The organism is Alcaligenes sp. 1735tsa3 (assembly GCF_024134565.1).
Lineage (GTDB): Bacteria > Pseudomonadota > Gammaproteobacteria > Burkholderiales > Burkholderiaceae_B > Alcaligenes > Alcaligenes phenolicus.
The window spans coordinates 2,020,791-2,047,067 of the sequence record NZ_CP099862.1 but is presented as its reverse complement, the minus strand read 5'-3'; the positions used below and the strand labels follow the sequence as shown (position 1 = coordinate 2,047,067).

The 26,277-nt window shown below is 54.8% G+C and carries 23 protein-coding genes and 2 pseudogenes; 15 read left to right on the top strand and 10 right to left on the bottom strand.

The genetic code is table 11. The features are described from left to right. Positions 1 to 12 precede the first annotated feature (12 nt). Positions 13 to 687, top strand: a complete 675-nt coding sequence (locus NIZ92_RS09450) for a hypothetical protein (RefSeq protein WP_035273213.1) — start codon at positions 13 to 15, stop codon at positions 685 to 687. Between the two features lie 154 nt (positions 688 to 841). Then, positions 842 to 1,783, top strand: a complete 942-nt coding sequence (locus tag NIZ92_RS09445; RefSeq protein ID WP_254003171.1) for an SUMF1/EgtB/PvdO family nonheme iron enzyme — start codon at positions 842 to 844, stop codon at positions 1,781 to 1,783. Here NIZ92_RS09445 and NIZ92_RS09440 read toward each other — a convergent pair. From NIZ92_RS09440 to NIZ92_RS09425, 4 genes are all read right to left on the bottom strand, one after another. Continuing rightward, entirely contained in the window at positions 1,780 to 2,394 is a 615-nt protein-coding gene (locus NIZ92_RS09440) for a helix-turn-helix domain-containing protein (protein ID WP_035273216.1), read from the bottom strand. The genes NIZ92_RS09445 and NIZ92_RS09440 overlap by 4 nt on opposite strands. Next, positions 2,384 to 3,457 (bottom strand): membrane protein, encoded by a 1,074-nt coding sequence (locus NIZ92_RS09435; protein ID WP_035273217.1) that lies wholly within the window; start codon positions 3,455 to 3,457, stop codon positions 2,384 to 2,386. The genes NIZ92_RS09440 and NIZ92_RS09435 overlap by 11 nt, the downstream gene beginning before the upstream one ends. Before the next feature lie 35 nt (positions 3,458 to 3,492). Next, positions 3,493 to 4,623 carry an FAD-binding oxidoreductase gene (locus NIZ92_RS09430; RefSeq protein WP_254003170.1) on the bottom strand — a complete coding sequence of 377 codons (1,131 nt, stop codon included), beginning with the start codon at positions 4,621 to 4,623 and terminating at the stop codon, positions 3,493 to 3,495. Positions 4,624 to 4,847: 224 nt separating this feature from the next. After that, the gene (locus NIZ92_RS09425) at positions 4,848 to 6,923 is read right to left on the bottom strand and encodes a serine hydrolase (RefSeq protein ID WP_254003169.1); all 2,076 of its coding nucleotides are present in this window, start codon (positions 6,921 to 6,923) and stop codon (positions 4,848 to 4,850) included. Positions 6,924 to 7,369: 446 nt separating this feature from the next. Between NIZ92_RS09425 and NIZ92_RS09420 the strand changes: the two genes are divergently transcribed. From NIZ92_RS09420 to NIZ92_RS09410, 3 genes are all read left to right on the top strand, one after another. After that, positions 7,370 to 8,728, top strand: coding sequence for a cytochrome c (locus tag NIZ92_RS09420; protein WP_035273221.1), 1,359 nt, complete (start codon positions 7,370 to 7,372; stop codon positions 8,726 to 8,728). After that, positions 8,721 to 9,635, top strand: coding sequence for a c-type cytochrome (locus NIZ92_RS09415; protein WP_035273223.1), 915 nt, complete (start codon positions 8,721 to 8,723; stop codon positions 9,633 to 9,635). The genes NIZ92_RS09420 and NIZ92_RS09415 overlap by 8 nt, the downstream gene beginning before the upstream one ends. 341 nt (positions 9,636 to 9,976) lie before the next feature. After that, positions 9,977 to 11,314, top strand: coding sequence for a D-serine ammonia-lyase (locus tag NIZ92_RS09410; RefSeq protein ID WP_254003168.1), 1,338 nt, complete (start codon positions 9,977 to 9,979; stop codon positions 11,312 to 11,314). 69 nt (positions 11,315 to 11,383) lie between these two features. Here NIZ92_RS09410 and NIZ92_RS09405 read toward each other — a convergent pair whose 3' ends face one another. Then, complete coding sequence (locus NIZ92_RS09405; RefSeq protein ID WP_254003167.1) at positions 11,384 to 12,301, bottom strand: AraC family transcriptional regulator; 918 nt, start codon at positions 12,299 to 12,301, stop codon at positions 11,384 to 11,386. Positions 12,302 to 12,400: 99 nt separating this feature from the next. On the opposite strand from NIZ92_RS09405, the gene NIZ92_RS09400 reads away from it, so the two are divergent. From NIZ92_RS09400 to NIZ92_RS09385, 4 genes are all read left to right on the top strand, one after another. Continuing rightward, the gene (locus NIZ92_RS09400; protein WP_254003166.1) at positions 12,401 to 13,396 is read left to right on the top strand and encodes an NAD(P)-dependent alcohol dehydrogenase; all 996 of its coding nucleotides are present in this window, start codon (positions 12,401 to 12,403) and stop codon (positions 13,394 to 13,396) included. Between the two features lie 64 nt (positions 13,397 to 13,460). Beyond that, the gene (locus tag NIZ92_RS09395; protein ID WP_367881692.1) at positions 13,461 to 13,889 is read left to right on the top strand and encodes a DUF2946 family protein; all 429 of its coding nucleotides are present in this window, start codon (positions 13,461 to 13,463) and stop codon (positions 13,887 to 13,889) included. Between the two features lie 98 nt (positions 13,890 to 13,987). Further along, the gene (locus NIZ92_RS09390; protein WP_254003164.1) at positions 13,988 to 16,099 is read left to right on the top strand and encodes a TonB-dependent receptor; all 2,112 of its coding nucleotides are present in this window, start codon (positions 13,988 to 13,990) and stop codon (positions 16,097 to 16,099) included. A 170-nt stretch (positions 16,100 to 16,269) separates the two neighbouring features. Next, on the top strand, positions 16,270 to 16,746 hold the full coding sequence (locus tag NIZ92_RS09385; protein WP_254003163.1) for a copper uptake system-associated protein: 477 nt from the start codon (positions 16,270 to 16,272) through the stop codon (positions 16,744 to 16,746). Positions 16,747 to 16,837: 91 nt separating this feature from the next. On the opposite strand, the gene NIZ92_RS09380 is transcribed toward NIZ92_RS09385, so the two are convergent. Beyond that, positions 16,838 to 17,122: a hypothetical protein gene (locus NIZ92_RS09380; protein WP_009454242.1), complete on the bottom strand. Its 285-nt coding sequence runs from the start codon at positions 17,120 to 17,122 to the stop codon at positions 16,838 to 16,840. Positions 17,123 to 17,363: 241 nt separating this feature from the next. Between NIZ92_RS09380 and NIZ92_RS09375 the strand changes: the two genes are divergently transcribed. From NIZ92_RS09375 to NIZ92_RS09360, 4 genes are all read left to right on the top strand, one after another. Beyond that, on the top strand, positions 17,364 to 18,674 hold the full coding sequence (locus tag NIZ92_RS09375) for a ParB/Srx family N-terminal domain-containing protein (protein ID WP_254003162.1): 1,311 nt from the start codon (positions 17,364 to 17,366) through the stop codon (positions 18,672 to 18,674). A 478-nt stretch (positions 18,675 to 19,152) separates the two neighbouring features. Next, positions 19,153 to 19,710: a hypothetical protein gene (locus NIZ92_RS09370; protein WP_031232077.1), complete on the top strand. Its 558-nt coding sequence runs from the start codon at positions 19,153 to 19,155 to the stop codon at positions 19,708 to 19,710. Positions 19,711 to 20,006: 296 nt separating this feature from the next. Beyond that, on the top strand, positions 20,007 to 20,204 hold the full coding sequence (locus tag NIZ92_RS09365; protein ID WP_009454246.1) for a hypothetical protein: 198 nt from the start codon (positions 20,007 to 20,009) through the stop codon (positions 20,202 to 20,204). Between the two features lie 36 nt (positions 20,205 to 20,240). Further along, positions 20,241 to 20,963 carry a zinc ribbon domain-containing protein gene (locus NIZ92_RS09360; RefSeq protein ID WP_009454248.1) on the top strand — a complete coding sequence of 241 codons (723 nt, stop codon included), beginning with the start codon at positions 20,241 to 20,243 and terminating at the stop codon, positions 20,961 to 20,963. A gap of 345 nt (positions 20,964 to 21,308) precedes the next feature. Here the strand turns inward: NIZ92_RS09360 and NIZ92_RS09355 are convergent, their stop codons facing one another. The 3 genes and pseudogenes from NIZ92_RS09355 to NIZ92_RS09345 form a co-directional block, all read right to left on the bottom strand. Continuing rightward, positions 21,309 to 21,554, bottom strand: coding sequence for a DUF2274 domain-containing protein (locus tag NIZ92_RS09355; protein WP_254003161.1), 246 nt, complete (start codon positions 21,552 to 21,554; stop codon positions 21,309 to 21,311). After that, the gene (locus NIZ92_RS09350; protein ID WP_254003160.1) at positions 21,551 to 22,831 is read right to left on the bottom strand and encodes a TrbI/VirB10 family protein; all 1,281 of its coding nucleotides are present in this window, start codon (positions 22,829 to 22,831) and stop codon (positions 21,551 to 21,553) included. The genes NIZ92_RS09355 and NIZ92_RS09350 overlap by 4 nt, the downstream gene beginning before the upstream one ends. Before the next feature lie 2 nt (positions 22,832 to 22,833). Further along, positions 22,834 to 22,938, bottom strand: a pseudogene (locus NIZ92_RS09345) (P-type conjugative transfer protein TrbG); the annotation flags it as partial. A 60-nt stretch (positions 22,939 to 22,998) separates the two neighbouring features. Between NIZ92_RS09345 and NIZ92_RS09340 the strand changes: the two are divergent. Together NIZ92_RS09340 and NIZ92_RS09335 are read left to right on the top strand one after the other, a co-directional pair. Further along, positions 22,999 to 24,119: pseudogene (locus NIZ92_RS09340) on the top strand (IS3 family transposase). Positions 24,120 to 24,242: 123 nt separating this feature from the next. Further along, entirely contained in the window at positions 24,243 to 25,493 is a 1,251-nt protein-coding gene (locus NIZ92_RS09335; protein ID WP_254003159.1) for a hypothetical protein, read from the top strand. A 64-nt stretch (positions 25,494 to 25,557) separates the two neighbouring features. Here NIZ92_RS09335 and radC read toward each other — a convergent pair whose 3' ends face one another. Beyond that, positions 25,558 to 26,067, bottom strand: a complete 510-nt coding sequence (gene radC, locus NIZ92_RS09330) for a DNA repair protein RadC (protein ID WP_254003158.1) — start codon at positions 26,065 to 26,067, stop codon at positions 25,558 to 25,560. Positions 26,068 to 26,277: the final 210 nt, after the last annotated feature.

Genomic DNA, 26,277 nt, shown 5'->3' with positions numbered 1-26,277 from the left:
GCCGTTTATTTTTTGCCTGCGATTAAGGCCCCCATTCCCCTGCCTACACCTCTTGAAGCGGCCCTGTCCACATCCATGACTGTCACCCTGCCCCGTTTTTGGCTGTGCGCCGCTTTAGCCTTGTGTTCTGCCACTGCCTACAGTCAAAATGATCGGGTTCTGTCTACACAAAAGCAGCCTGGCTCCCTTCCCGGCATTGCGCCTATCCCGCCTGCGGCTCCCGTTCTGAACTACGGGACGACCTTGTTCACGCCCGACTATCAGGGTGTGCGCCTGCATACTTATCTGGATGAATGGCAGCGTCAGACTCAGCTGGACTCCGGGGAACTGGCAACTCCGGCGCGTCAGGACAATCTGTTTATCGTCTTGCACTACCGCTACACCAACACCAGCCCTCGTCCACTGAATCCGCAGATCCATCGGCCACGCCTGTTTCTGGTTGACCCTTCAGGCCAGAAAGTAGCGCCCAATCAGCGAGCGACACAGGACTATCGCTACGCTCATGATCTGGACACGGTTGGCCCTGACAAAATCAACCCCTTGGTGAGCGTTTCGGATGTCGCAGTCTTTGAGATCAGCCCAGCCTTGTTTGATGCCACTCGCTGGCACTTTATGATCCAGGAAGGCCAGGCTATCCGCATTCCTTTGACGGTTGTCCCTGAAAAACCGTCTAAAAACGCCGAATAAACATAATAGACGCCCCCTCCATACCAATAAATCATTAAACTCTGCGCTCAGACAGACCCGTCTTATAAACAGGCATGGAATAATACGGGGCCATATAAGCGAAATTAATCGACAAAGCTCTCACCTCACATGCGGTGAGAGCAAGGAAACAAGATTGCGTCATACCCCCTTTCGGATCAGCGCCACCCTCATCGTTGCCAGCGTCCTGCTCCTGCTGGTGCTGAGATCACTACCCACGCGCCCCGAACCCGGTCCTGAACTGATCCAGGTAGAAGGCGGCTCTTTTATGGCCGGCAATTTTCAGGTTCCCATGCGTAACTCCGACGGTGAGTTGTCCGTGCAATGGGTGGCACAGCCGGATCAGGGGGCTCTGGAGCCCTACCCGGTAGAGGTCAACGCCTTTTCCATCATGAAAAAAGAGGCAACTAACGCCTTGTACGATCGCTTCTTGAAGCAAACCAAGCGCCCTGCGCGCTGGCAGCCGGTAAAAGGCGATGGCGAACAGGTCGCCAATATGCCCTACGACGAAGCCGAAGCCTTTTGTGCCTGGTTAGGAAAAAACAACGGCCTGGACATGCGCCTGCCTACAGAGGCTGAATGGGAGTACGCGGCCCGCAGCCGTGGCCAGCCCTTTCCCTGGGCAACCGACAACGGCCAGTGGCAGGCAGGCCGCAACTTGCCTGAGCAAGGCAATGAAGCAGACAAAAACAAGACGGGCGCCTTCCCACCCAATCCGCTGGGCATTCAGGATATGGCCAATGGCCTGCATGAATGGGTGATCTCAGACCCGACCCGGGATCCAGCCCACGTACGGATTTTCAAAGGCGGCAGCAATGAGGGAGCCAGCTCACGCCACACCATCCCCACACGCGGCATTGTCTTTCCCTTGTCGGAAGCGGCTATTGACGCCAAGCCCGAACTGGCTCGTCTGAAAGGCCGCCCAGTAGGCACTGTGTATTTCCAGCACGCCACCGCGCGTTGTGTGGCCCCCTTGAAAACCAACGGCACGCCACCCATATCGGCCACGCAAAACACCATCCTGCCACCGATTTTTGATGATGTGACGGACAAGCGCAAACCAAGCGACGAACCTTAAACAATCCCCGGCGGCAAGCCGCTGGTACAGACAGCCACAACCTTGGCGTCGTCTTCGCTGGTGGATAAATAGATATGTCCGATACCACTGTCAAAATACGCTGACTCGTGGGCTTCCAGAAACAGGGTTTCGCCAGTTTCAAACTGAATGGCAATAGAGCCGGACAGCACGATCACAAACTCCTGCCCAGCGTGACGGATATAGTCGTCAAACTCGCTGGCATCGCGTGAATCAATCACGGCCAGAATCGGATTCATGTGCTTGCCGCTGAGCTCGCCAAACAACAGGCCGTATTCATAGTTGCGGGTGGCATAGCCAGGGGTGGCCGTAGATTTATGGCTGGAAATGCCCACTTCGGTGGTGGGCAATGGCTGCGCAGTTTCCTGATCGGGAACGGCAAACAAAGAACCGACTTCAATATTCAGGGCACGGGCCAGGACCACAAACTTTTCATAGCTTAAAGTGACCTGCCCCAACTCTGCTTTGGAAATGGTAGATAGCGCCAAGCCGGTTTTTTCAGACAACTGCTTGAGTGTCTGTTTTTGATTATGTCGGGCTTGGCGCAGGCGGGTTCCTACCTGTTCCTTGCTGAGCAGTTCATTACGTAGCATTCCTGGATTGTAAGCGGCGCAAACGGAACCAGGCAATCAGAATCCAGGCCATCAAAACAAAGCCCAGGTAACCGAAAAACGGGTATACCGTACCCACCAGATTGATGAAACCAATCTTGGCGCCCACCAGTCCCAGCACCCCAGCAATAGCCGTACCGATATTGAATTTACGGGTATTGGGCGTAAAAATCCGGGCCGAGAAGGAATACAGCACACCCACCGAGGTTGTCAGAATCATGGCGAAAATCACCACGGACATAATGGTTCCCAGCAGTTTGGACTGTTCAGTAGCCAGCATCAGCATGGGCAAGGCCGCCGAGCCAATCGTATCGATACGGCCAAACACACCGGCGCTGATCAGCACAATCAAAAAGCCCAGCAACAAGCCACCTACCAGTCCACCGAGCAAGGCGTTGCGCCGAGAAGTCGCTTGCGCACCGGCAATCATCAGGAACGGCGCCCCCACCACCATGTTGTAGGACACGTACAGCAAAGAGCCAACCAGCCAATGCCCCGCACCTTGTGGTTTAGTCTGCGCAATCACATCCAGTTCTTCTAATGGCAAATCCCGCGTATTCCAGCTGTAAATACACAGGAAAATCATCATCAGAACCAGGATGGGCGTGACGCTGCCAATAAAGGCCATCACCCGATCCACGCGCAAGAACACAATCAGCACGGTAATCAGCATGACGGCGATACTGCCGTATTGCGCCGGCACGCCCCATTGCTGCTCCATCAGCGAGCCGCCACCAGCAAACATCACCACGGCAATCGCATACATGAAGAAGGTAATCATGATGTCGACCACCACACCCAGACGCGGCCCACAAATCAGATACAAGCCCTCTTTGAAGGAATGCGATACCGAAACCTGGCTAAGCTCCCCCACCGCCATGCCCAGTATCGTGAAGCACAGACCACTGACCACCCCTCCCAGCAGCCCCCAATACCCAAAGCTGCTGAAAAACTGCAATATCTCTTGTCCTGATGCAAAGCCGGCCCCCACCACCACACCGACAAAGGCCATCGCAATGCCCAGGATATTTTTTATATTCGACATGCTTTCTCCTCCGGGAGATCAAAGTGCTGCTGTTTTTATGTTCTGAAACGAGCGGGTGATACCACAGCCGGATCAATATTCAAGGCCTTCAAAGAATCCGGCAGATCCTGCTTTTGCAACAAACTGGCCGCCAGCAAGGACGCGCCTGCGGCGGTTTGAATCCCATAGCCACCTTGACCGGCCAGCCAGAAAAAGCCGGGGCAGTTTGCATCCTGACCAATCACCAGCTCACCATCAGGAGCAAAACTGCGCAGCCCCGCCCAAGTGTGGCTGGGACGACGGATACGGAGCTGAGTGCGCTCTTCAATACGGTAAATGCCGGTGGCCACATCCAGCTCTTCAGCCACGACATCATGGGCCTCCACGTCATCGGCATTGGCCGGTGAACCCAGCAACATACCGGCATCGGGCTTGAAGTAAAACTCTTCGCCAATATCAATGACGGCGGGCCAGTCACGATGATCCACACCTTCGGGCGGCGAAAACAGGAAAGCGGAACGGCGTTTGGGTTGAATGCCCAAGGCCTGCACGCCACAGCGTTCTGCCAAGGTATCAGCCCAGGCCCCCGCCGCATTGACCAGCACACGAGTGCGCAAACTCGCAGGCTCGGCGTTGAGCTGAACCTCCCAACATTCGCCATCCCACTTGGCCGACACCACTTCCGTATCCAGACGCAGTTTCACACCCTTGGCTTGTGCGCCTTTCAGAAACCCTTGGTGCAAGGCATGTACATCCATGTCCTGACCCTGACCGTCATACAAGGCACCGGCCAATTGCGCAGGGTCCAGACAGGGCACCATGGCCAAGGCTTCTTCGGCACTCAAGCGGCTAACATCCAGACCTTGTTCATGCCAATCCTGATACTGGCTGTCCAGCAAATCCTGCTGATCGGCGGTCCCCACATACAGCACACCGCGCGGCAGCAAAATTGGCTGATCGCTAAAGCCCGCGGGTGGATGGCTGAAAAAATCATTGCCCGCAACAGTCAAGGCACGAATCGTTTCCGTACCATAGGTTTCAACAAACATCGCAGCCGAGCGTCCCGTGGAGTGATACGCAGCATGGGACTCTCTTTCCAGAACCAGCACTTGGGCACTTTCAGGCAAACGGTAGGCCAAAGACACGCCTGCCATCCCGGCTCCAACAATTACGTAGTCGTACACCATAAAATTCTCATATCCGATAATTGAGGGCTAATAGTAGGTCTTTCCAAGAAAAACATCCAAGAGGGTTTTTACTAGGCGGACACTTCGGGCTTGCTTGCAAGCCTTGTGTGGCGCCAGATCCGAGCCCCCCGAAAAAAGATCAAAAAAAACCTTCTGACCCAAACGAGTCAGAAGGCAAAAAAGCGTCCGCCCGTGCTCTGCAGGACGCTCTTGGGAATCGGGTTTTACTGAATATTCAACTCAAATACGGCAGTAGGAGAACCGGCAAACACTATGTGACCTTTCGTGGGCAGGCTCACCGGACCTGTGCCATCGAGCAAGCTGTAATGAATGCAGCCGCCCTCTTCGTCATACACGGCATAGGCGCTACGAGCCGGCACGTTCACAGTCAAGGTCTTCTGAGCGGTTGGCTCGTCCAGCCTGAACCATTGCGCAAAACCTTGCGGGTCTAAGAGAACTCGACGATCTGAACTAGTTAAAGCACGAATAGCCTGCTCGCTCAGCATCAAGTCGTTATTGAGCAGGAGATATTCCTTGTCACCATGCAGCTCAAAACTGGCGTGTGAGGTTTCTCGACCGGCCTGTCCCGGAATTTGCACCTCGCTGGCCGCAGTTTGCGCATCACGAATACGCAAGGCCCCCACATAGCCATCCAGCTCCCTGCTCAACGCCAGCTTGGCACCGGGCATCCCGTCCACAAAGTAATACTCGGAGTTGTACAAATACTTCACCGGGAAATAGCGCAGGCCGTTACGCTGTTCCCAGACTTGTTGAATCGCTGCATCCAGCACATTGGGCGACAATTTCTGCGCCCGGTAAGCAGATTGGGCTTCCTGGCCCAAGCCCTTGTCCGTCTCGTAACGCCGATCCCATAGATAAATACGGCCATTGGGAGCATCCACAAACTGGATACGAATAGAACGCTCGGCATTCACAAAGCCCAATTGACCGGCGTATTGATACTGCTCGGTGACGCCGTTCCCGGTCTCAATGCTCAAGGCGCCATCAGCCTGGATGTTCACCTGCATCAAAGCACCGCTATCGCCGTATACCCCGGCATAGCGCAGCAACTCAGCAGGCATGGGCGCGTCCGCCTCAACAGAAAAAGACTTGTTTGCCAACACTGACACATCAAAGCCTTTCAGTTCCAAGGCCTTGAGCAGCATTTTCTTCGCAATCAGCTGATTCTTGCCGCTATTCCCCCCTGCGCTAAGCACCACAGCCGCCATATTCAGCTTGGGCAACACCACCAAAATCGCATGATGTGCGGTAATGTCACCGCCTTTGGCCAAGCCCTGAATGCCCAGATCGTTAAAGGGATACAGCTTCACACTGTCCCAGCCCAAGCCGTAATTGCCGTTATCGTCCACATCCTCTGGCCACAAACCGCGTAAATATTCAGGCGTTTGCATGGCCTCACGGGATTGCATAGACAAAATACCGGGACCGTCCTGCATGAACAAACGGGCAAACCTGGCCATATCTTCGGCGGTGGAGTTCACTCCGCCCGAAGCAATCACGTTGTAGTGAATCCAGGGCAAACCATTGTCTCGGCCAGGCCATTTCAAACGCGCATAATTCTCCCCCGGCCCATTCATCGGGGTGCTGGTATGCGTCATGCCCAAAGGCGTATTGAAAGAAGTCTGGATATAGTCCGTGAAACTCTGCCCGCTTACGTACTCAACCAGCTTTTCCGTTAAGGTAAAGCAGCTATTGCAGTACACGGAGAACGCTCCCGGATCTGCATTCAATCCTTGCACAGCCAAGGTGTCTAAGAACTGCTCATAGCCTTTGCGATTGTTGTCCCCCATGAACAAGGAGTCATTGATGATGTCGTCGCCACGCAAGCCCGCCGAATGATTCAACAGCATCCGGGCCGTAATCTGCTGGTAACGTGGATCAGCCATGCGAAAGTCCGGCATGTACTGATAAACAGGCGTATCCAGATCCAGCCGGCCCTCCTGCGCCAGCTTCATGACACTGACTACCGCAAACAGCTTGCTGACCGAGCCAATGGCATACACCGTCTCATGATTCAGAGGCGTATCGTTTTTACCCGCATGACCGGTCAGCACAATCGTGTCATTTTCGATCAAGGCATATTGCAGACTGGTGAAGTTTGGGCGCAGCGCGACTTTGCGGGCGATTTCCTGGGTATAGCGACTTAACTCTGCAATGGCGCGGCTGCTTTGCAAGAGACTGACAGCCTGTGGCGTATCAGCCGTGGCGGGCACTGCTGTGGCACAAAGAGCAGCTAGAAGCAAAGTCTGGCTCACTTTTTTCAGCCGTATCTTCAGCATGAGAATTCCGTGTAAGTAAAACAAAATCGTGGGTGATGGCAGCCTTTCAAAATCAGCCAGAGCACCACAAGCTGCCCATTGCTTGCACGACACATGAAATCAGCATCCAACGCAGACAGGCTAGAGCGCAGCATGCCGGGCTTTGTTGATGTCTCGATGGATTAAATATACCCAAATAATTCTTTATGTATCTTTTTGATACTAACAAGCAAACTCAAGAAGCTTTTACAGGGAGGCGGGCAACGAGTCCTGCTATTTAGCCGCCATATAAGTGGCGCTTTAAGTTTGCAATCGCAACCCGCTATAAGCCTATATACATAACCATTGAGTTAGATCAATTCTGCTCCGAACAACGGTTTCTTGCCTCCTGGGCTCTCTATACCATCCGTACTGAGTGTGACTCGAAGTTATTTGACGCATTTATTTAATAATTATGGGTAATGTCTATGAATGTCTTATCTAAGACCTTGATCCTTGCACTAGTGGGGTTGGGGGCCGCTTATGGTGGATCTCAGCTTATTTTATCGCAACGCAGCATCGTCTCCCCCTCGGCAAGCACCATCAAGCTGGATGATGACGCCCTGATCAAGCAGGGAGCCTACGTCTCCCGCACCGGCGACTGCGTGGCCTGTCATACCGTTCCTGGCGGTCAAAAGTATGCAGGCGGCCTGGCCATGCAAACCCCGCTGGGAGCGATCTACTCCACCAACATCACACCCGACAAGGACACCGGCATAGGCAATTACACCCTGGACGAGTTCAAGACGGCCGTCCAGCACGGAGTACGCAAGGACGGCGCTGCACTCTACCCCGCCATGCCCTACCCCTCCTACTCGGTCATGAGCGACGAGGACATGAATGCCTTGTACGCCTATTTCATGAAGGGCGTTCCGGCGGTCAAACAGCAAAACGCCGAGCCCACTTTGCCCAAGCTCTTCCAGATGCGCTGGACCATTGCTTTCTGGCAATGGTTGTTTGCTCCCACTGATCAGACATTTGTGGCTGATGAAGGCCTGGATGATCTGAAAAACCGGGGGGCTTATCTGGTGCAGGGCCCCGGCCACTGCGGTGCCTGTCACACACCGCGCGGCGTGGCATATCAAGAACTGGCCTTGAGCCTGAAAGACGGTGACGACTATCTGTCCGGTGCCGTCATTGATGGCTGGCGCGCCAAGAGCCTGCGCGGCGAAGGTCGTGGCCTGGCCAGCTGGTCTGAAGACGAGCTGCTGGATTTCTTTGCCACCGGCCGTACCGATAAAGTAGCGGCCTTTGGCGCCATGACGGATGTGGTCGAACACAGCACTCAGTACATGACACCTCGGGACCAGAAGGCCATGGCGCAGTATCTGAAATCCCTGCCACCCGTCAAAGGTCGCAACCCCGAGATCCCGCACCAAGCGGATACCACTACGCAAACACAGCTGGATGGTCAGTACACCTCGCCCGGCGCCTGGTTATATGCCGCCCACTGTGTGACCTGTCACCGGGCTGATGGCAAGGGCGTGCCGCGCGTCTTCCCGGCGCTGGCTGGCAACTCGGCTGTTTTTGCCAACAACCCGCAATCAGTCATTCAAGTGACCCTGGAAGGTGGACGTATGCCTGAAAACAAGGTCGACACAATGACCTTCACCATGCCTGCCTTCCGCCATTTGGGCGACCAGGAAATCGCCGATCTTGTTAACTACATTCGTACCAGCTGGACCAACCAGGCCCCCACCGTGCAGGCGGCCGACGTTGCCCACATCCGCCAGTTTGTAGCCAATAAATCGCCCAATATCCTGCCTCAAGGAGCCAGCCATGAGTAAAGCCAAAACCCTGTCCGTTCTGGCGGTGGCCATTGCCGGTGTCGCAGTGGCAAGCTGGTATGCCTTTGCCTCCAGCCCCGCCCTGACGGGCCCGACCCCAGCCACGTATCCCATTATTAATGTGGAAAGCAAAGAGGTGGTGGGTCAATACACCATTCCTTCGGACCTGCTGATCGAGAAAGAACCAAACGCCGACGCCATTTTGTACGGCAAACGCCTCTTGAACGAAACACGTCGTCTGCTGCCCGACAATGTGGGCGCCGCCATGAACTGCAATAGTTGTCATATTGACCAAGGCAAAGCTCCGCGCGGTGCGCATTACATCAACAGCTTTGTCAGCTACCCGAAGGTCATGCCCCGCTCGGGCAAGATGGTGGACTTGGCCGGCCGCATCAATGGCTGTTTCATGCGCTCCATGAATGGCAAGGCCATAGCTGTAGACTCGCCGGAAATGCAAGGCATGCTGGCGTATATGAAGTGGTTGGCGCAAGGGGTTCAAGCCGGTCAAAAAGTCCAGGTGCCTATTGACGGCCCACTGGATCATGATCTGATCCCCAATCCCGAGCGTGGTAAAGCACTTTATGCGGTCCAATGTGCCAGCTGCCACGGCTTTGAAGGTCAAGGCCTGAAGGATGAACGCGGCAATATCGTATTTCCGCCATTATGGGGGGATGAATCCTTCAATATAGGCGCGGGTATGGCACGTACTTTCAAGGCCGCGGTATTCATCAAGTACAACATGCCCATGAGCGTGGCGTCGCACGGAGCCTGGGGCCAAGGGGGTGTGCTGAATGATCAGGATGCTGTGGACATTGCCGAGTACTTTACGCATATGCCACGGCCTGACTTTGCGGGCAAAGTGAACGACTGGCCGAATGGTAAAAAACCCAAGGATGCACGGTATTAACATCCGCGCTTCCTGATTGGATTAAAGCGTGCCTGACGCTTTAATCCAGAAGATCTGAACCCCAAGACAGACACCCTTAAAGCCATTAACACTGCCCTCTTGATGAGGGCAGTGTTTTCCTGTTTCGCGGAGCACCGGCACTCAATTGCAGACTGCTTCCACCATTTTGTCTGTACTTCCAAGCCTGACAAGCAGACTGCGATAGTCATCACTTTCCGCCTTGCCCTCTCCTGCTCCTCCCTGTTCCATTCGAGCTCCTTGCCATCCCTATCATTAAGCACAATCGTGTAGCATCTTTCCTCTCTTTACCCATGAAACCCAGTTACTCATCAGGTGAACGCATGATCCATGGAAAAACCCTGGCGGCCTGGCAAGACAGCCATCCCCTTATCCGCGATCTGATCGCCCTGAAAGAAAGCACCTGGTTCAATCCAGCCATCGCCCCCACCGCCCAAGCCCTGGCAGATGTGGGACTGGACGCCAAGGATGTGCAGGCTGCCAGCGCGCGTCTGCAACGCTTTGCGCCGTATCTGAAGGCCGTCTTTACGGATACCGCAACCAGCAACGGCATTATCGAATCCCCTCTCAAGCCCTTGCATCAGCTACGCCAAACACTGATTCAAGAAAACGTGCTGGAGCAGGCAGGGGCCTTGTGGCTGAAGGCTGATAGCGAACTTCCCATTTCCGGTTCCATCAAAGCCCGTGGCGGCATTCATGAAGTCCTGAAACATGCAGAGGATCTGGCACTGGAAGCAGGCCTGATCACGCTGACGGACGACTACAGCCAGCTGGATAGCGAACAGGCCCGTACTTTCTTCAGCCAATACTCCATCGCCGTCGGCTCCACCGGCAACCTGGGACTATCAATCGGCATCATGAGTGCCAAGCTGGGCTTTAAAGTCAGCGTCCATATGTCTGCCGATGCCCGCCAATGGAAAAAAGACAAGCTGCGAGCCAACGGCGTCAATGTGGTCGAGCACCAATCCGATTACAGCGTGGCGGTGGAGCAAGGCCGCGAACAAGCCTCCCAGGACCCGCGCTGCTACTTTGTGGATGATGAAAACTCCCCGGATCTTTTTCTGGGCTATGCCGTGGCTGCCGAACGACTGGCAGCACAGTTTCAGCAAGCGGGCATTATTGTGGACGTGGACCACCCCTTGTTTGTCTACCTGCCCTGCGGCGTTGGTGGTGGCCCTGGTGGCGTAGCCTTTGGCCTGAAACTGATTTTTGGCGATGCCGTGCATTGTCTCTTTGCGGAACCGACCCACTCGCCTTGCATGCTACTGGGCGTCTATACCGGTTTGCATGATGAGATCAGCGTACAAGACTTCGGAATTGATAACGTCACCGCCGCTGATGGCTTGGCCGTAGGACGCCCTTCGGGCTTCGTGGGCAAAGCCATGCAACGTCTGATCGACGGCTATTACACCGTCACGGACGAAGAGTTATACCGTTTGATGGTCATTGCCTACGAACAGGACAAGGTCAAACTGGAACCCTCCGCCCTGGCTGGCGTGCCCGGCATGGCGCGGGTATTGAACTCGCCTGAATATCTGCAGCGTATGAGTTTTACGCATGTTCAGCTGGAGAACGCTACCCACCTGGTTTGGGGAACGGGCGGCAGCATGGTGCCGGAGGCGGAGTTTCAAACCTATCTGGATAAGGGACGCAGCCTGTAAGCGGAAACAGACGGAACAGGCTCTTAGGCAAGGCTGCGCCTGTTCAATCTTCTGACGTAGGGCCGGACATCAAACTCCGGCTCTTTGCCTCTGCCGCCACACACCGGGCGAGACTCCTTCCAAACGGCTAAAAGCACGGCTCAGGCTGGACTCATTGTCATACCCCACCTGCGCGGCAATTTGCCCTATCGTCTGCGAACCGGCTGCCAACAAAAGCTTGGCTTTATAGATACGCCAAGCCGTCAAATACGCCAAGGGGGCTTGCCCGACAGCCGCCTTGAACAAAGCAGAAAAGGTGGACCGGGACAGCCCGATCAATGCGCCCATTTCCTCCACCGACCACGGATGCGCAATCTGCTGATGCACAGCTTGCAAGACCGGGGCCATCCTGGGGTCTCGAATACCCGCCAACAGCCCTGCCCCCAAGGAGGCACAGTGCGATAAAGCCCGCAGCACCTGAATGAACATCACATCAACCAGACGGGCGTTAATCAGCTGAGTTCCATAATCCCGGCTTTGCGCTTCGGTTTGCAGCACATGCAGGATGCTTTTTATGGCGGCAGCATCTTCCGCCCTCAAGCGAGTGTGTACCAAGGGGCCAAGCGCACTGAACAGGGGTTCGGCAGCCAACTTGTTGAAAGCAAAGCGGGCCGTCACGATTTCAGTCACAGCCCCATCGCCCCCATGGATGATCGGCTCAGCATGCGGATACCGAGCCAAAGTCTCACAGGAAACCAGCGGATTTTCCTTGCCGTCACACAGCGAGAATTGCACCCCTGGTTGAACAAGCATGCAGGTGTCCGCTTCCAGCAGCACGGGATCGGCCCGCTGCTCCCCCTTCAAATAACAGGCTCCTTTGCTGACAATCAACAGCCGCGCATACTCGCCGGTGTCAAAGCTGACGCCCCAAGGCGCACGCAGTTGGAAGCACGCATACAAAGCATGCTGCAAACGCATGCCATCCAGAATTTCATCAAAGGGGTTCATGACTATCAGACGATAAGACAGGAAAATCGGATTTTTAACTATAGATCGTCTGAAGCCTCAGGCCTAGCATGCTCCATGCAAGTATCAACAGGAGCATGCATGGACACCTACCGTTTTACACAATATGGCAGTTTGGACTACCTGACACGAGGTCAGGAACCGCTTCCCGAACCAGGTCCCGGACAAGTGCGGGTTCAAGTCATGGCTTCGTCCTTGAACTTCAGAGACCTGTTGGTCATGAAAGGTACATTGCGCTATCCCACTACGCCAGGAGCTGTACCACTGTCAGATGCAGCAGGAATCATTGATGCCCTTGGCCCCGGCGTGCAGCGCTTCAAGTTGGGCGACCGTGTCATCAACAGTTTTTTCCCGAACTGGTTCGGTGGCCCAGCCTACGCAGGCCGGGAACAATATGGTGTTGAGCATGACGGCTGGCTGACTCAATACAAAGTCGTGTCGGCAGAGGCCTTGTCGCCTATGCCCGCCCATCTGAGTTTTGAAGAGGCAGCAACCCTGCCTTGCGCAGCCTTGACGGCCTGGTCCGCACTGGCCGGTATTAATGCAGGCGATACAGTGCTGACACAAGGAGCAGGTGGCGTGTCCATTTTTGCCATTCAATTGGCCAAGGCAATGGGAGCCTACGTCATCTCCAGCACTTCTTCAGACAATAAGTTCGACAAGCTGCTGCAGTTAGGGGCTGACAAGGTTTTCAACTACAAAGACACGCCAGAATGGTCCGAGCTTGTACGAGACTACACACATGGCGAAGGCGCAAATCGTATTGTCGATGTCGGTGGCCCGGTGACAATTGCACAATCCATCAAAACGATTGCTGTAGGTGGGCAAGTGTCCTTGATCGGCTCCTTGGGAAAATCCGTGCAATCGCTGGATGTCATGGATCTGGTCTTTAGTCAGGCCAACTACAAAGCCATTGGTGTAGGTAGTCGCAGTGATCTGGAAGCCATGAATCGAGTCATTAGCCAGCACCGGATCCATCCGGTGATCGACCGGGTCTTCGATTTCAACAACGCGCATGAAGCCTACCGCTATCTGCAACAGCGCGATCGCTTTGGAAAAATCGTGATCCATCACTAATGACGGAGTCCGGGCATAAGATAAATCAAAGCTAATTGAGAAGCAGTTGTAATACAATCCCGCCATGTCTATCCACCGGCACAGCTCTCTCGCTAAGAATGGCATAGCCTGGCAAGTTCTTTTTTGCCTGGCGATCCTGTCATTTCTAAGCCGTTCGCTGGTCCCGGCAGGCTACATGCCCGATAGCTCGGGTGAACAGAATGGCTTCTTTTCCGTCACGCTTTGCGCCCCCGGAGGAACGCCCAGCACGATCTGGATGAGCCTGACAGGACAGGCCGATCCGCCGCAATCCAATGAACACGCGGATATGCAGAAGTGCCCTTACGCACTGGTCCTGTCTCAAGTAGCCCTGCCCAGCGCTGATATGGCAAGCCTGGATGCCCCGGTGGTTCACCAGCCTTTGTTGCTAGTACACCGTAATCAGAGCTTGCCGCCCTTGCCTGCCTTGGGGCCACCGCTAGGGTCACGCGCTCCCCCTGCCAACCTTGTTTGATCTCTCGTCGTCGACTGCTGTATGTGCAGTCGCTTTTCAGCGAAGTCATCCAAGGTTTTTTTATGTCCATTTTTTGTGTTTCTGCACAGGCGTGCGCCGTGCAGACCGCCCCTTTTTCGCCCTCTCTTCACTCGGCACAAACATCACCACGCACACGAAGCAGCGTCCTGGCTCTGACCTTGCTGTTTTCCAGCTCCTGGACCAGCCTTGCTCATGCACAGACGCCAACACTGGCTCCCGTCATCGTCACTCCAGAGCGTGGTAAAAGTCTGACCGTTCCAGACCTGCAAAGCGCTCAAAAAACCATTGAGCAAGTCGCGGGCGGGGTGGCGCTGGTGCCCGAGAGCGCCTGGCGTGACACTAAGGCCGCCACCGTCAAAGACATGCTGGACTACACACCCGGGGTGTTTGCACAGCCCAAATGGGGAGATGATGCACGTCTGTCCATACGTGGCTCGGGTCTGTCGCGGTATTACCATCTGCGCGGCATCAGCTTGTACCAGGATGGCATTCCATTAAATGACCCGGACGGCAGCAGCAATTTTCATCGCATCGACCCTACAGCCTACCGCTATACCGAGGTCTATAAAGGCGCCAATGCCTTGCAGTACGGAGCTGCTACTTTAGGTGGGGCCATCAACTTCGTCACCCCCACCGGCCATGATGCCGACGCCTTTCAAGGGCGTCTGGATACCGGTAGCTTTGGCTGGCGGCGCGTGCAACTTGGCAGCGGTTTTGCGGGCGAGAAGCTGGATGGCGTGATTTCCGGCTCCTGGCAAACTCAAGATGGCTACAGAGAGCAGAGTGCTGGCCATTCCTCGCGGGCCAGCGCAAACCTGGCTTGGCGGCTTTCAGACTGGTCAGAAACCCGTTTTTACTTGAGCGGCTATCAAATTCACCAGGATATTCCCGGCTCGGTCAGCCGCGATCAGGCTCTGAATAATCCACGGCAAGCTGCCAAAGCCAATAAAGAGCACGACTGGCAGCTCAACCTGGACGGAGGCCGCATTGCCAACCGCACAGTGCTGGTCATGGGGGAGACTCAATACGAACTGGGTGGCTGGTTCGAGCAAAGCTCACTACGGCACCCTATTTATCAGTTTGTTGATAGAGACACGAGCAGCTACGGCGCTTACGGCAGGCTGGTCAACACCAGCCCGCTTGCAGGCAGAGACAACCGCTTCACGCTAGGCTTGAAATGGTCGGCAGGCAAGATTGATGCTCAAAACTCTGTAAACGTAGGAGGCAAACGGCGGGAGAAGCTGTCTGCCAGCAAAGACAGGGCCAACAACCTGACCGCCTATGCCGAAAACGCCTGGAGTCTTGGTTCGGACTTATCCCTGATTACCGGCCTGCAGTACATGCACGCCCAACGTAAGCGTCAGGACTTGTATAACGGCGGCCTGCCCGCCACCCGATCCGGGGACAAGAGCTACAACTTTTTCAATCCCAAATTAGGCCTGTTATGGGATGCAGGTCCGCAGTGGCAAATCTACGGCAATATTTCCCGCAGCGCCGAGCCGCCAACTTTTGACGACATGACGTTCTCGACCCGCAATGATCTGGATCGTCTGCAAGCTCAACGTGCCACCACCTTCGAAATAGGCACCCGGGGGGAAAACGGAAACGTGGCCTGGGACGTCTCCCTGTACCATGCCCGCGTCAAAAACGAGTTGCAATGCATCAGCGCGCCTTGGAACATTTGCGACAAAACCGTCAACGCAGATCGCACAACCCATCAAGGCATAGAACTGGGTGTGCAGTGGACGGCCGCTCGTGGCTTGTTGGTGCAAGGTCTGCAAAGTGACAGCCTGGACATCAAAGGCGCCTACACCTACAGCAACTTCAAATTCGACAATGATCGGGACTGGAACAACAATCAAATGCCCGGCGTACCCAAGCATTATCTGCGGGCAGAGATTATCTACAAACACCCGTCGGGCTTTCACATTGGCCCCAATGTGGAATGGGTGCCCCAGGCTTACTACGTGGATAACGCCAATACCACCAAGACCAGCTCCTATGCCTTGCTTGGCTTGCGAGCCGGATGGGAACGCGGCCCCTACTCCTTCTATATAGATGGCCGCAATCTGACAGATCGTCGATACATCGCCAGCGCCAGCATTACGGACTACGCCACAACCTCTTCGCCCTTGTTCGAGCCGGGCACAGGGCGATCTGTCTTTGCTGGTGTGCAGATCCAGTATTGATCCCGCTTTTTTTCATCTTGTTAAGAGGTTCGTCATGCCCGTCAAATCGCGGCTATCGCGCTTTACATACCGGATCACTGCCTCTTGGCTGCCCACAAGTCAGCTAGGCACTCAGCTCGGGGCGACAGCCCCACCCTGTCTTTTATTAGCTTGAGAAACAAGGAGTCCTTATGAAAACCGCTTCACAACATCACCAGACCTTCAAAGTGGCACTCCATGGGCTTTTCTTCGCCATGGCTTTATTCATCTTGTTCGCTATGTTCACGGGCATGGCTCACGCTGCACCATCAGAGGCCGATCGCATCTCCCAAGCCATGAAGGCGATTTGGGACAGCCCCGAAGCCCCTCTTGTGGTGGAGCCTATCGTAATCGAGGGTGACTACGCCCTGGCGGGTTGGACGCAACTGACACGTGGTGGTCGTGCGCTATTAAAGAGTCGTCATGGGGAATGGAATGTTCATATGTGTGGTGGCGATGGCTTGAACGATGTCGAGACTCTAACCATGGCAGGCATGAGCGCTGAAGCGGCAGAACGCCTGGTCAAGAACACTAGCGCAGCAGAAGCCAAACTGCCCGCCGAAGTGACCGCCAAATTCTCCACCTTTGGAGACAATATGGTGGTGGATCACAACCATCAACCCGACTAATCCAGGAAGGAGAACCCGCTGCGCAAGGACTGAGTCAACAAGGAATCAGTGCACCGGGCCGGGCCGCCGGGCCGCCGGATCGCAACTTGCCCTACTCAGTCTGAGTGTGGTCATGCCCGCACTGGCCACACTTCTTGCGCGGAAAGGGCGAATAACTGGTGAACAAGCTCTGGCTACCCATGAACGGCGACAAACCGCACTTTGGGCAAGTAAAAACGGTCATGGCTACCAAGCCCTGGCCCAGAATATAAAAGCCAAAGACTAAAAACCCGAAGGTCCCCAACACACGGTCGAACACAGGCAGCCCAAAATACAAGGCGACCAGGAGCAAGATATTGAACAAGGTGAACAGCCAGGCTTTTTTGTAGAGCGACATTAATGACCTTTTAAAACCAGCTCCCACAGCCAGGAAGTGATTTAGCGATTTAATTCAAGCGTGGACAGTTTACGGGATTCAGTCCGCATGGGAGAGGACTGAGCAAGCTGGTCACAATTTCGCCCCGGCCGTGACAAGCGGGCAGCTATCCCGCACAAGCGATGAATGTTTCTGAATGCAATGTTCCGGCAATACCCATCCCTCATGATCTAGGATCTTCCAACAAAATCCCCAACGGACCATGAACCTCGCTTCTTTGCACTCTCTTGTCCCCGCCCGACAACAGCTTCTGCGTGCCCTGGGTATCGCCCTGTTGCCCTTGGCCTTGGCAGCCTGCGACAGCGGCTCCAGCACAGGCGGCAGCCACTCCCCCGAAGCCCCCGTCGTGACGCCACCCGTCACTGAAGACCCGGAACCACCTCGCAACACCGCCTATCTGGACAGCAAGGCAGGCGATGTCATCAAGGTCCGCATCGAAGAACTGCATCCCACCCAAGCGGCCATTGGCTACGATCAGGTTTACTACAAGCTGGGACGCTGGCAAGGCGATCTGGATCGGCCCACTTGGGCTAAGGACCCCAAACAGCAACTGGACTACCTGAATCGCACCATCGGCAAGAAGTTTGACGACTACTGCGAGGATATGGGCGGAACCGAACGTGCTCAAAAATTTCTGACCATCGCTGAGGCTCAAGCTGCCCGCCTGGACCAGCCCACCACCTATCTGTGCAAAGACCCTCTGGGCTCGCAAACAGAAAACCTGAAAACCGTGGTCGTAGGCTGGGACGGCAATCTCTATCTGACCGATGGCCACCACACCTTCTCCTCCCTGCGCGAAATCCCGGACGGCGGCCCCAAACTGCCCGTCTGGGTAAAAGTCAGCGCCAACTACAGCAACATCCGCGAAGCCTCCGCCTTCTGGGAGCGCATGAGCAAAGAGAAACTGGTCTGGCTGCGTGATGGTGAAAACCAGGCTATTACTGTCGATCAACTGCCCACCCGCGTTGGGCTGGCCAGCGAAAAAGAAGCCGGTGGCATGCAGGAAGATCGCTATCGCTCCCTGGTGTATTTCACCCGCGACCTTGCCTATAAAAACGGCAAGCTGCCTGAATACGCAGAGTTTCTGTGGGGCGACTGGCTGCGCCGCCAAGCTTCCGAGGGCCAACTGCCCAAGCTGCACGAATACCAGATGGCCCCACCCGCCACACCGGCCCAGATTCTGGCGGTGAGCACCTTGAACAAGACCTTGAAACCCGGTGGTTCAAACGACAGCTACGCGGCTGCCGTGCGCGATGCCGCCCTGAAAATGACGGCTCTGAAAGACACGGATCTAGTCTTTGAAGACCGTGATGCAGCAGCTTTAGGCCGTATCGTCCTGGAACCGGACGCTGCCAGTGAATCCGACACAAAAACAGCGCGCGACACCCTGGAAGAACTGCCACGCAACGACGTCAAATCTGACGGTAGCCCACGGGGTGCAGGAAAGCTGTGGTTTGCAGTGAACTACCGCAATTGCGGCAAGCCTGCGGCGGGGACTTGCTGGGGGTGGTAATACAGCTAGTCAGGACCTGATCAAATAAAAAGCCCGCAATGCGGGCTTTTTAAATAGCTAGACGCACCGCAACAACTTGGACTTTCCCCACTCTTGAGACAAGCGAGCAATCCCTTTCACCAATACTCATCAAATCAACAAGAATGCCTCCATCGCCATTCAAGAAAAAAATAGCTATGATCGACAGGCTATTGATTAAGGGAACAACAAATTGCTCTATGAAATAACATCAAGAAATTCATAAGGCGCAACGATTTACTGCGGAAAAAATCAAGAAAAACATCCTGAAATCTCATGCCCCTATCAATCTTGAGAATATAAATCGAACGAACAAGCAATGACGACGAACGCAGTTCAAGCTTTGAGGACTTTACACAAGAAAAATTAAGCAAAAGAAGAAAAGGAGCAATTCGGCTCCTTATTTTTTAGAAATCAAGTAACAAAATTTTAGTTTGATAGAGGAAGGTGAGATAGCGTTATGAAAACAATCGCAGTTTTAGCTCTTTCGACCGTATTGGTTGGTTGTTCTACTTATGCTGTTCCACGATACAGCATCTCTACCGATACAGTAGTCGCTCTACGGGCTGTTGGCGATGTAAAGGCCAGTGTTGGGGACTTCCGTAACGACAGTCCCACAAATAAAGACAGTCAGCCTGGGGAAATCATGTGTCGTGCAGTCGGGCCCATCAAAACACCTGATGGAGAAAGCTATGCCGACTATGTTCGCAAAGCGCTAATTAGCGAATTGATCATCGCAAATATTTATGAAAAAGAATCCACCCTTGAACTTACAGGCAGGCTGACTACCCTGGATTTTGACTCCATGGGCGGAACATGGACAGTGGGTATGGAACTTAGCTCTTCAAATGGAAAGTCAATTGCCGTCAACAACACCCATAAATACACCTCCAGTTTTTATGGTGAAACGGCATGCAATCAAACGGCACAGGCAGGCTTGGGTGCCATTCAGGATGCGATCCGCGCACTGGTTACCCACGCGGATTTCAAAACGCTTCTGGCGGAAGAATCCAAGTAGGCCAAACACAGGCACACAGCCTCCTAATCATCTGTCTGACAGGGTTGGCCTCAATCCTTGCACAAGGTACACCCTGGAAAGCTTCCTGCAGCACAGACACCATTAAAGAAGCCAGGAGCCACCTGGCTCCTGACCTTTACAAGCCAATCATCATTGGAGAGATTATGAAGATGAGAACAGCCTTGATCGGAGCCACTGCTTTTTGTATGTCGTCAGCCGCGTATGCTGCTGAGCTACCCCGATACGACCCAAACTCCTACTGTGAAAGCGTCTCCGCTGTTTCAGGAGGTTCGGCAATGATCACAAACGAATGCATCAAAATGGAGCAGACTGCCTACAACAACTTGAAAAGAATTTGGGAGTCTGTCCCTAGCAAGACAAGCACTTATTGCGACCGCGTGGCACGCACGACCGGCGGCAGTTATTCCATTTTAGAGAGCTGCATCGAAATGGAAATAAGCGAATCCGGTGCTCCCCAAAAGTTCCAGTTTTAAAACAGTCACTCCAAATAGATAAGCGGCCGTACGCAGATGACCAATCAAGCTCAAAACTCCCCCATCATTCTTCATGAATGCACCGTCCTGGGCGCTCCCGGATTTCCGTTTCTACCCGGCGATAGTGTCAATCTCGTTTTTGAAGGTGACACGGTAAGCTGCAACTCGGCTACCAGAACCATCCCCTTCTCTCTAATCGAAGTGGCCGATCTCTCTGTCAATGGTCCCGGCACAGTCGTAAGCGGCGGAGGTTTTATTGGAGGTGGATTCGATGTCGATGGGGCACTGACCGGGATGGCAATAGCAGGTGTCTTGAATGCCTTAACCAGCAAGAAAACGACACAAACATTTATAGTTTTGACCACGAATTTTGGTGAACTCCATCTGCACTACAGCCTGATGGAACCCGCAGCGCTACGCATCTTTCTAGGCGGTATCTTTGTCCGCCTGCGCTTTCTGAACACCCAATGGCGCCATGAAAGAGCAAGAGTGATCGAGGATCAACTGATCAGTGGCACAATTTCCGACGCAGAAGCAGAAACCTTCAAGGCAAGACTGCTCTCTTCGCCAAATTGGCCAGACCCGGCTCTGGAAGCAGAACAAGCGCGTCGGGAAAACAAGCGGCTTGCTGACCTCGGTCCGAAAGGCACATGTCCAAATTGCGACCAAATAATCCCTTTGCTCAGCGAAACCTGCCCGCATTGCCGGGCGAATTTTGGAGAATACGCCTCCTGGAGCGTTATTCCTTTGAAAGCCTGATCCTGCTTTACCCGCCATTGGCGGGTACATCCCATAAAACCACTACAGCAATAAAAAATGTCCGGTGTCAAGCCTTTCGTGCAAATCACGCGGGGCTTGAAACCATATACGGGGCAATAGGTTAGCTCTGTTTCGTGACGCTTGCCGTGGAGGCGGCGTTGTGGGCTGGGAGCCACATAGGAGCCTTGAGAAAGCAAGCCGGGTCGCGCTGTGGCGGTGACGATTGCCAAGGGACGGCGGGCTTGTTCAGCCATCATAGTCCAATCGTTCGCGGCACCCCAGAACGAAGAGCGCGCAGCGTTCGGCTGCGCGTTCGAGAGGGGGCTGCTTGGTTACTGCGGATCATCAGCTTGGTTTTGGTGGCGCGACCTTGCCCGCACCACCCTTCCTGAATCCCCGATCCCCCGCCATGAACGCCTCCAGCATATGCGGGATCAGCGTCGTGGCATCGACAGCCTCGCCATACGCCTGCGCGTGCAGCGCGGCGTAGCGGTCGAGGTCGGCTTTCAGGCCGGCCGGGCAAGCTAAGGTCAGTTTGATGTTCTCGGTCTTGGGCAGCGGCCCCAGCCGCAGTCTCCTGGTCGTGCTCATCGTGAAGTCCCCTTGTTGAAGAACAGCGGCTGATAGGGCCGCAGCACCAGATCGCGATTGACGATGATGCGCACCGGCAAGCCAGGGCGGCTGGTCAGCGTGGGCTGGATGTTCATGTTGCGCCGGGTGATCTCCTGGCCGACCTGATTGATGCTGTCCTGCGCGCTGTCGCGCCCGGCGATGACGATGCGGTTGCCGTCCTGGCGGTTCTCGGGCGCGGCCAGTTCGGCCCCCACGCCCAGCAGCGCGGTCAGCGCCGCACCGGCAAAGATGCGGCCCCAATGCCAATCGACCTCGTCTTCCAGCCCGGCATAGCCTGCCGGATCTGTGCCGACTAGGTTGTCGAGCGTGAGCGATGACGTGTCGGGCAGGATGATACGGTTCCACACCACCTGCACGCGGCTCTGGCCGTAGCTGACCTGGCTGTTGTACTTGCCCAGGATGCGCGAACCCTGCGGGATCAGCAGGAACTTGCCGGTGGCCGTGTCGTAGATCGGCTCCGTCACCGTGGCGATCACATCGCCCGGCAGGTCGGACTTGATGCCTGTCACCAGCGCACCGGCGATCACCGTTCCGGCCATCACCTGATACGGCGACGCGGGAAGCGCCAGATTGCCGGAATTGCGGGTTTCCGTAGAACAGGCTTTCAGGAACGCCTCTTTCTGGTCTTGCCGGTTCTGCACGGCAGTCGGATCCGCAGGCTGGGCCGCCGTCGAAGCCGGGCCAGCGGCCAGCGGATCGAAAGCGGCATTGGCAGCGAAGCCCTGGGCGGCAGCGACCTGCGACTGCGCCACTGGCGCGGCCTGCGGAGAACCAGTGCGGAAGAACACCGATGAAGCTGCCGCTGCTTCTTCTTCCTTGCGTAACGCATCGTTGGGGTCGTAGCCGGGCGCGGCATAGGCGGCGGCAACTGGCTGCTGCGAATTGACGATGGCTGGCCCCAGATCACCCGGCAGAGGTGGCCCCAGCTCCGGCACGTCGGGCGGCAGCGCTGGCAGCTTGGAATAGTCGGTGGGAAGCTGGTCGAGGCCTTCGGAGCGCGAGACGCGATCCACGTTGTACAGCTCGGCGGATTCACTTGCCGTGCGGTGCTGCGGTTGCAGCGACCAGATCAGCGCGCCGAGTACGGCGACCGACAGGCCGCCGACGAGGATGGCCAGCGTGCGCCGGTTCAATCGCGTGACCGGGCGTGGCTGGGCGCGCAGCGCCACCGCTTCGGGAGCGATCTTGCCCGTCGCTGATGGGGCGGCAAGGTCTGGAGTGTCGTCCTGGCGCATGCTCAGTTCCTCCCGACTCTGCCGACAACGCCATCGGTGCGCTCGATGCGCACCACGTCGCCCTTGTCGGCGCCCAGACGCAATTCGGCCGAGCCGAACAGCCGATCTGACCTGCTCCCCGTGGTTAGTACGAAATCGATGTAGAGTCCGTTCACAAAGGAACGGCAATGAAGAAACGATTTACGGAAGAACAGATCATCGGGGTGCTGAAGGAGGCCTAGGCAGGGGCTAAGGTGGCCGAACTGTGTCGCAAGCACGGGATCTCGGAGGCCACTTACTACAACTGGAAGGCGAAGTTCGGCGGTATGACCGTCTCGGACGCCCAGCGACTGAAGGAGCTGGAGCAAGAGAACAACAAGCTCAAGAAGCTGTTGGCTGAATCGATGCTGGACAAGGCTGCGCTTCAGGACCTTTTGAGCCGAAAGTAGCAAGCCCGCAGGCCAAACGCGAAGCGGTCAGGACGTTGATGACCGAGCGCGGCATGGGTATCACCCGGGCCTGCGGGCTGGTAGGCATCTCCCGGTCGCTATTCGCTTATAAAAGTAAGCGTACGGGCGATGTGGCATTGATCGAGCGCATGAAGGAGATGGCAGCGCTCAAGCGACGCTACGGCTATCGGCGCATCCATATTCTGCTGCGCCGTGAAGGCTGGCAGACGAATCACAAGCGGATCTGGCGGCTTTACAGCCAAGCCGACCTGAGCGTTCGTAAGCGTCGCCGAAAGCGCATCGCGCCCGCAGAACGAGTAGTTCGTCCCGTTGCGACGGCGCCGGATCAGAGCTGGTCGATGGACTTCGTGTCCGACGGACTGGCCTATGGCCGCAGGTTCCGATGCTTGAACATCGTCGATGACTACACGCGCGAGTGTCTTGCCATCGAGGTCGATACATCACTGCCAGGATTGCGAGTGGCACAGGTGCTGCAACGGCTCTCGGAACTGCGTGGGCTGCCCAAATCCATCACCGTGGACAACGGCCCGGAGTTTGCCGGCAGGGCCTTGGACGCTTGGGCCTATCAGGTCGGCGTGGAGCTGTCGTTCATCAGACCAGGCAAGCCCGTGGAGAATGCATACATCGAGAGCTTCAACGGAAAATTCCGCGATGAATGCTTGAATGAGCATTGGTTCATGTCGCTGCGCCAAGCCAAATCCTTGATCGAAGACTGGCGTGTCGAGTACAACACCGAACGCCCGCATAGCGCGCTGGGATACTTAACGCCAGAGCAGTTTGCTCAGGCGCATCGGCAACAACGGTTTTTAACCCTGGACTCTATGTCGGTGCCGTACTAAGTCTGGGGGCAGGTCACCGTCCGGGATGAGCGAATAGCGAACCTGGAGCAGCGCGGTCTGCGAAGCGGAGACGCCAGTGGCTTCAATGGTTACTATTCAATGCATAACTATTTTGGAGGAAAAATGAAAAATATATTTGAAGAAATAGACGGCATTCATCTCGAAGAAGATGAGCGGTCGAGCTTCGGGAGATTCTGCGATGCATTTCTTGGGGAAAATCCGACTGTTGTCAAAAGACTATTTCCCCTCATTGATGCCTCATCCACAGACGAAAAATTTCAGTCCGACGTGATGCAGGCTTACACCAATGAATGCATCAATGAAAAGCAAGCAATAATGGAAAAACTAGATGCAACGAGAGGTCATCCGGATGCATTGAGGTTTTACACTCCGCAACTTGATCTTGTTGATAGCAAGCTTTCTATAAAGACATTTCAGCAGCTTATTGATTCTCTAGGCAGCCACCTAGATAAGTACGCAGGATCGTTAGAGGTGTTCAATAACGCTTACAAAATAATCCACAATGCAGACGGCACTAAATATATAAGAAATAACTATGTCAATTACTCGATTGGCTCCATTTTGTATCGAAAACACCAGTCCGAAAAAGGCAGGGGCGACATGCTGAGCATGAAATATTCTGATGTCGTCAGGTCTGAATATGAAAAGGTGGGAATTGACATAGAGAAGGAGGATCTCCAGTTTTCAAAATACAAACTCATTAGCCTCAGTGACAATATTCAAATATTCAATGACAAGGACAGCCAAACGATACAGGACAGCCGGCTAGATAAGTATTTCTGGATCAAAGTACCAAGAGGCTTGCTAGCGAGCATTGAATCCCTGATTGAACAAAGAATGATTGCTGAAATTGCATTCAGGGTGGATTACGTTTCCGATTATGTTCCTTCGATGGAGGAGAAGGAGTTTGGATCTCCAATGAAATTGAATATTTCATCCCTACCCGAACTATCCAAATTCTACTCTACAGATAATTACAACAACAATCTGTGGATTCAGCATGACCAAATAAAGCAGAGCTTGACATTTGAAGAATTCCTGGAGGATTTTGAGTTGGCTGATGACAATGTCGTCACGCAGGTTATTCACCTTGAATACACTTCAAGAGGTGATGAGTTCTTTATAACCCACCTGGATCATGAGTTCATTATTTACACCATTGAACAGTATGAGGAAAGAATGGGCAATGCAGGAGTAAAGGGGCATAGAAAGGTAAAGACATTCAAAGTCGATGGATCAATGATCCCATTCAATTCCAGAGTCAACGGAAATATATTCTTGATTCAGGTTCTCGACGCTTATTTTAATAATAGAGACTTGATTCAAGAGTATTTTGCAGAGGCGTCGGCCTAGAGTTCAAGAAGACTACCGCCCCATGCTCGGTTTGTTTTGAGAGAAGGGGCCGAAGCCCCTAGGATCAAATAAGGCCGTATTCCGCAAACGACGTCGTTTTCGTGCCACCCACAACGATGTGATCCAGCACGCGCACGTCCACCATCGCCAGCGCCTCCCGAAGTCGCTTCGTCAGCAACTTATCGGCTGCGCTAGGCTCGGGATTCCCGCTCGGGTGGTTATGAGAAATGATGACTGCCGCTGCATTGGGCCGCAGTGCCTCCTTGAGAACTTCACGCGGGTACACCGATGCACTGTCGATGGTGCCCCGGAAAAGCTCGCTGTACTCGATCAGCCTATGTTGCGTATCGAGGAACAACACTGCGAAGACTTCATGCTCCAGGCACGCCAGCTTGGTGCTCAGATACTCCTTTACCGCCATCGGTGATGTAAAGGATTCGCCGCGCGGCATGTTCTGGTCGATGACCAGGCGTGCGGCTTCGAGGATCTGATCGGCAGAAGCTGGCTGGTAGCGCCCACGCGCGCTACGAACCATCAGAACGGAATCGAAGGAAGAAAGAGAAAGTTGCGACATGATCGTGCTCCGGTTGCACGGGCGGAATTGCCCGGAACCGTGGCCAGCACGGCGCAGCGCAAGCAGTCAGGGGTCGCAGACGGCCAATGGGCCGCAAGCGCGCATGGCGCGTGCAGCCATTGACGGCGAGAACGCCGTGATACGGTGAAGGGAACAGCAAGACCGCCCACTCCCACCCACAGCGCACAGTAGGTTTTCATGCCAAGCGAA

Coding starts and splice junctions, on each gene's coding strand:
- NIZ92_RS09440 (WP_035273216.1), bottom strand. CDS start 2,394: ATGCTACGTAATGAACTGCTCAGCAAGGAACAGGTAGGAACCCGCCTG.
- NIZ92_RS09435 (WP_035273217.1), bottom strand. CDS start 3,457: ATGTCGAATATAAAAAATATCCTGGGCATTGCGATGGCCTTTGTCGGT.
- NIZ92_RS09430 (WP_254003170.1), bottom strand. CDS start 4,623: ATGGTGTACGACTACGTAATTGTTGGAGCCGGGATGGCAGGCGTGTCT.
- NIZ92_RS09425 (WP_254003169.1), bottom strand. CDS start 6,923: ATGCTGAAGATACGGCTGAAAAAAGTGAGCCAGACTTTGCTTCTAGCT.
- NIZ92_RS09420 (WP_035273221.1), top strand. CDS start 7,370: ATGAATGTCTTATCTAAGACCTTGATCCTTGCACTAGTGGGGTTGGGG.
- NIZ92_RS09415 (WP_035273223.1), top strand. CDS start 8,721: ATGAGTAAAGCCAAAACCCTGTCCGTTCTGGCGGTGGCCATTGCCGGT.
- NIZ92_RS09410 (WP_254003168.1), top strand. CDS start 9,977: ATGATCCATGGAAAAACCCTGGCGGCCTGGCAAGACAGCCATCCCCTT.
- NIZ92_RS09405 (WP_254003167.1), bottom strand. CDS start 12,301: ATGAACCCCTTTGATGAAATTCTGGATGGCATGCGTTTGCAGCATGCT.
- NIZ92_RS09400 (WP_254003166.1), top strand. CDS start 12,401: ATGGACACCTACCGTTTTACACAATATGGCAGTTTGGACTACCTGACA.
- NIZ92_RS09395 (WP_367881692.1), top strand. CDS start 13,461: ATGTCTATCCACCGGCACAGCTCTCTCGCTAAGAATGGCATAGCCTGG.
- NIZ92_RS09385 (WP_254003163.1), top strand. CDS start 16,270: ATGAAAACCGCTTCACAACATCACCAGACCTTCAAAGTGGCACTCCAT.
- NIZ92_RS09380 (WP_009454242.1), bottom strand. CDS start 17,122: ATGTCGCTCTACAAAAAAGCCTGGCTGTTCACCTTGTTCAATATCTTG.
- NIZ92_RS09375 (WP_254003162.1), top strand. CDS start 17,364: ATGAACCTCGCTTCTTTGCACTCTCTTGTCCCCGCCCGACAACAGCTT.
- NIZ92_RS09370 (WP_031232077.1), top strand. CDS start 19,153: ATGAAAACAATCGCAGTTTTAGCTCTTTCGACCGTATTGGTTGGTTGT.
- NIZ92_RS09365 (WP_009454246.1), top strand. CDS start 20,007: ATGATCACAAACGAATGCATCAAAATGGAGCAGACTGCCTACAACAAC.
- NIZ92_RS09360 (WP_009454248.1), top strand. CDS start 20,241: ATGACCAATCAAGCTCAAAACTCCCCCATCATTCTTCATGAATGCACC.
- NIZ92_RS09355 (WP_254003161.1), bottom strand. CDS start 21,554: ATGAGCACGACCAGGAGACTGCGGCTGGGGCCGCTGCCCAAGACCGAG.
- NIZ92_RS09350 (WP_254003160.1), bottom strand. CDS start 22,831: ATGCGCCAGGACGACACTCCAGACCTTGCCGCCCCATCAGCGACGGGC.
- NIZ92_RS09335 (WP_254003159.1), top strand. CDS start 24,243: ATGAAAAATATATTTGAAGAAATAGACGGCATTCATCTCGAAGAAGAT.
- radC (WP_254003158.1), bottom strand. CDS start 26,067: ATGTCGCAACTTTCTCTTTCTTCCTTCGATTCCGTTCTGATGGTTCGT.